The following is a 285-nucleotide window of genomic DNA, read 5'->3' as shown; positions in this document are numbered from 1 at the left end:
GGAGCTTCTCACGGTCGTAGTCCGAGGTGGTCTCCTCGATCTGCGCCTTGATCTGGCCGACACGGGCTTCGATGTCGAGCTTGTCGCCGGCTCCATCGACGATGGTGGTGTTCTCCTTCTCGATCACCACCTTCTTGGCGCGGCCGAGCATCGGCAAGGTGACGTTCTCGAGCTTGATGCCGAGATCCTCGGACACGACTTGGCCCTTGGTGAGGACAGCGATGTCTTCCAGCATGGCCTTGCGGCGGTCGCCGAAGCCCGGAGCCTTCACGGCGGCGATCTTCA

The 285-nt window shown here is 62.5% G+C and carries 1 pseudogene; it reads right to left on the bottom strand.

What is annotated here, in order from left to right:
* Positions 1–285 (bottom strand): annotated as a pseudogene (gene groEL, locus OC446_RS30770) (chaperonin GroEL); the annotation flags it as partial.

The organism is Microvirga sp. Mcv34, from assembly GCF_024519725.1.
Lineage (GTDB): Bacteria > Pseudomonadota > Alphaproteobacteria > Rhizobiales > Beijerinckiaceae > Microvirga.
This window is presented reverse-complemented; position numbering and strand designations above follow the sequence as displayed.